The organism is Nostoc sp. UHCC 0251, assembly GCF_034932245.1.
Lineage (GTDB): Bacteria > Cyanobacteriota > Cyanobacteriia > Cyanobacteriales > Nostocaceae > Nostoc.
The window spans coordinates 1-3,916 of the sequence record NZ_JAYGHD010000490.1; the positions used below are offsets into that span (position 1 = coordinate 1).

The 3,916-nt window shown below is 41.5% G+C and carries 4 protein-coding genes; all 4 read right to left on the bottom strand.

What is annotated here, in order from left to right; all coding sequences use genetic code 11:
* Nucleotides 1–247 precede the first annotated feature (247 nt).
* On the bottom strand, nucleotides 248–439 hold the full coding sequence (locus tag VB740_RS36105) for a YqaE/Pmp3 family membrane protein (protein WP_229463351.1): 192 nt from the start codon (nucleotides 437–439) through the stop codon (nucleotides 248–250).
* A 150-nt stretch (nucleotides 440–589) separates the two neighbouring features.
* Nucleotides 590–988 (bottom strand): phage holin family protein, encoded by a 399-nt coding sequence (locus tag VB740_RS36110; protein WP_323204605.1) that lies wholly within the window; start codon nucleotides 986–988, stop codon nucleotides 590–592.
* 309 nt (nucleotides 989–1,297) lie between these two features.
* The gene (locus VB740_RS36115; RefSeq protein ID WP_323204606.1) at nucleotides 1,298–1,648 is read right to left on the bottom strand and encodes a 2Fe-2S iron-sulfur cluster-binding protein; all 351 of its coding nucleotides are present in this window, start codon (nucleotides 1,646–1,648) and stop codon (nucleotides 1,298–1,300) included.
* Nucleotides 1,649–1,661: 13 nt separating this feature from the next.
* The gene (locus VB740_RS36120; protein WP_323204607.1) at nucleotides 1,662–3,821 is read right to left on the bottom strand and encodes a Tex family protein; all 2,160 of its coding nucleotides are present in this window, start codon (nucleotides 3,819–3,821) and stop codon (nucleotides 1,662–1,664) included.
* Nucleotides 3,822–3,916: the final 95 nt, after the last annotated feature.

The window sequence follows — 3,916 nt, forward strand, 5'->3', positions numbered from 1 at the left end:
ATTAGCAAGGAACTTCAGTTCCTTGCGGGACATGGCTTTTACGTTAAGTTGACACCTATGCAATATGTTGTGCCCCTACGATTATCTGTACCTCACCTTGGCGTAGCCTCTGTCTGCGACAGCATCCCGCAGGGAACGTAGAGAATCTGCTGTAATAAAAAAATTGGTGCGTTAGGTTGAACACCTAACACACCGTAATTAATGGGAGATACTGTTAATTAGAAACCCTTAAAATTCATCTTGCGTATTAGTAAATACCACCTTCCCGATTAAGTTGTTCATCATGCTTGGCAATAACCCAAATTGCATGAATACTACCGGGTAGCCAACCTAAAACTGTGAGCAAGATGTTAATAAACAAAGTTGGCCCAACTCCAACTGTCAAGAAAACGCCTAAAGGAGGCACTAACAAACCTAGAAGAAAACGAACTAATTTCATGATTTTGCCGTATTTTTGTGATTTTCTTTAATTACATTCATTCTGGTGAAGATACCGAATCAGGAAATCTACCTAATGAATTATCTTAATTCGGAGATTTTATATGGAGTAGAAACAGAATATAATTAATGTTTCTACTCTTGCTGATACTTATCTAGAGGGTAGTTGATCTTGGCTTTTAATATCACCACTGCCGGTTAAAAGGTTTCTTTCAACAAAGTAGTTGTTAATAAAGGTGTTAGCAAAAGTTAGAATAACTGGCCCAAGAAGGAAACCAATAATTCCGCGAACTGCGAAGCCTGGAACGAATGCTGCTGCTAACCAGAAACACAAACCGTTGACGACGAGCGAAAATGCTCCAAATGATAGAAAGTTAAGAGGTAAAGAAAGAGTAGAGAGAACTGGTTTAACTGAACCGTTAATTAGACCAATTGCTAAAGCGGCAATCATCGCTGCGGGAAAATTCGCAATATTAACGCCTGGAACAACTAAATCAACAATCAACAGGCTCAAAGCTGTAGCTAGGGCGGTTAATAATGGTGTTAACATTTTTCTTACCTAATCACTAGAGATTTTTTGTAACTTCTTATCTCATCTTCAACTATGTGCTAGGCTTTAGCCTCTCTTGCAAGATAGAATTTGGTTCTATCGTTAGGCCGATCATTGAGAAAAATATAGCGGTTCCAATACTGCGTAGATTTTACTTAAAAAAGTACTCTGAGTAGGTTGGGGAGCCACTGCGTTGGGCGGGTTCCCCGACTTGAAGCATGTGGCGTTTGAGGAACGAAACTCAACATTTTCACGCTTTGTCGGGTTTCACTACCTTTAACCCAACCTACAAATTTTCTTAACAGATTATTATGGCGATCGCTCAGACTTTCCAGACTCAGGCTGATAGTAAAGTGCTGATTTATATAAGACTTGTTCTTGATGGGTTTCTAAAGTGCAATCAGACAAAGGGTAAGTTACACAAGTAACAACATAACCAGCCTGTATTTCGCTTGGACGCAGAAATTTTTGCTCACTTTGATCGACTTCACCGCTAATGAGTTTGGCTATACAAGCAGAACATTCGCCTTGTTTACACCCAGATGGTAGGCGGATACCAGCATCTTCCGCCATATCTAGAATATATTGATCATCAGGTACTTGAATGGTGCGATCTAACCCAAGTGTAGGATTGATGAATCGAACTTGATAAACTGCCATCTGCTGTTTCTAATTATTGCTTAACTGTTTTCATCGACAAACTAATCCGCTTCAGTTTCTCATTGATTTCTAACACCTGCACTTTGACTACTTGTCCGACTTTGACCACTTTTTTGGGATCGTCTACAAATCTATCAGCAAGTTGGGATATATGCACCAAGCCATCTTGATGTACGCCGATATCGACAAACGCGCCGAAGTTGGCGACATTTGTAATCATTCCCTCTAGTTCCATTCCCACCTTTAAGTCTCTGATTTCCTTAATTCCTTCCTTGAAGGTGGCATACTTAAACTCAGCGCGAGGATCTCTACCTGGTTTTTCTAGTTCGCTGAGAATGTCGCGCAGTGTGGGTTCGCCGACACTATCGGTAACGTATTTCTTCAGGTTGGTCTTTTTGAGTTTTTCGGCAATCTGTGTTACCTGATTTAATGGCACATTTAGATCAGATGCGATCGCTTCTACTACAGAATAACTTTCTGGATGCACTGCTGTATTATCTAATGGGTTGTCACCGCCGCGAATCCGCAGAAAACCTGCCGCTTGTTCAAAGGCTTTTGGCCCCAGCTTCGGAACTTTCAAGAGTTGTCGGCGATTTTTAAAAGCTCCATTCTGGTTACGATAGGCGACAATATTATTGGCAACTGTTGCCGTAATCCCAGAGACGGAAGTCAGAAGTTCTTTGGAGGCCATGTTCAAATCTACGCCGACGTAGTTAACGCAGCTTTCTACAGTCTCATCCAATTTCTTTTTCAGCAACTTCTGATCGACATCGTGCTGATATTGTCCCACACCAATAGATTTAGGATCGATTTTCACTAGTTCCGCCAGAGGATCTTGCAAACGGCGGCCGATACTAATTGCACCGCGCACGGTAATATCTAAATCGGGAAACTCTTCTAGCGCTACTTTACTTGCAGAATATATAGATGCGCCAGATTCATTCACCATTACCTTAACTGGTTTGCGTTCTATGGTTTCCAATACTTGCGTGACAAACTCCTCTGTCTCGCGGGACGCTGTACCGTTACCAATGGCGATTAACTCAATCTTGTATTTTTCAATCAGATTTTTGACAGTTTGTGCAGCTTTGGCGCGTTGTTCAGCCGCTTGGTGGGGAAAAACCGCTTGGTATTCCAAAAATTTCCCAGTTTGGTCGAGGGCTGCTACTTTACACCCAGTTCTAAATCCAGGGTCTATCGCCAGTGTTGGTTTCATTCCTGCTGGTGCAGACAGCAGCAATTCTCGCAGATTAGTTTCAAATGTCTTGATTGATTCTATGTCTGCATAGACTTTTATCTCAGAAATTACCTCTCCCATTAGAGATACTTTCATCAAACGATTGAATGCATCCTTCAACATCGCCTGATAAAAATCCTGAATTGTCCGAACTTTGGTTTTAATTTCTTTCGACTCAAGATAGTAAAGTACCGTATCCTCATCGAAAGCAATTTCAAAGCTTAATACTTTCTCCGTTTCACCCCGACACAACGCCAGCATATTGTGGGGTGCAATATTTTTTACCCTAATTTGATAGTTACGGTACATCTCAAATTTGGTTGTACCTTCAGGATAATCATCTTTGATGCGGGAGACAAATACCCCTTCTTCTAAAAGATAATCGCGGATATATGCGCGTAACTCCGCTTTTTCAGCCACTTCTTCCGCTAAAATATCAGCAGCACCTTTGAGCGCTTCTTCTGCTGTTTTTACTCCCTTAGTTTCAGAAATATACTTAGCCGCTTCTGCTTCTAATGAAGCTATCGCAGCATTTTTGACATTTAGCAACTTGATAAATTCCGCCAGTAGTTCGAGTCCTTTTTCTCTGGCGATAGTGGCGCGCGTGCGTCGTTTTGGGCGATAGGGTAAGTATAAATCCTCAAGTTCGGTTTTTTGTAAGCAGGATGAGATTTTGGCTTTGAGTTCATCTGTGAGTTTACCTTGTTCTGCGATCGCACTTAAAATTACAGATTTTCGTTCTTCCAGTTCTGTTAAATAAGTATATCGATCAGCTAGTTCACGTAGTTGCACTTCATTCATCTCATCGGTGCGCTCTTTGCGGTAGCGTGCAATAAAAGGAATTGTTGCACCCTCCGCTAAAAGTTCCAGCGCGTTTTGCACCTGATGGGGTTTGAGGTTTATTTCAGTTGCCAGTAGTTGAGGAATGTTCAGCATTAGGTGTCTAAAATGAAAAAATGAAAATGCTACTTCTAAAGTTCAGAGGGTTGCAGGTTTAGGGTTGCAGGTTCGGGAACCCCCGTTTAAAAACG

What these genes read in the sequence shown, in the direction of transcription:
- VB740_RS36120 (WP_323204607.1), bottom strand. Translation starts at nt 3,821, where the DNA reads ATGCTGAACATTCCTCAACTACTGGCAACTGAAATAAACCTCAAACCC.
- VB740_RS36105 (WP_229463351.1), bottom strand. Translation starts at nt 439, where the DNA reads ATGAAATTAGTTCGTTTTCTTCTAGGTTTGTTAGTGCCTCCTTTAGGC.
- VB740_RS36110 (WP_323204605.1), bottom strand. Translation starts at nt 988, where the DNA reads ATGTTAACACCATTATTAACCGCCCTAGCTACAGCTTTGAGCCTGTTG.
- VB740_RS36115 (WP_323204606.1), bottom strand. Translation starts at nt 1,648, where the DNA reads ATGGCAGTTTATCAAGTTCGATTCATCAATCCTACACTTGGGTTAGAT.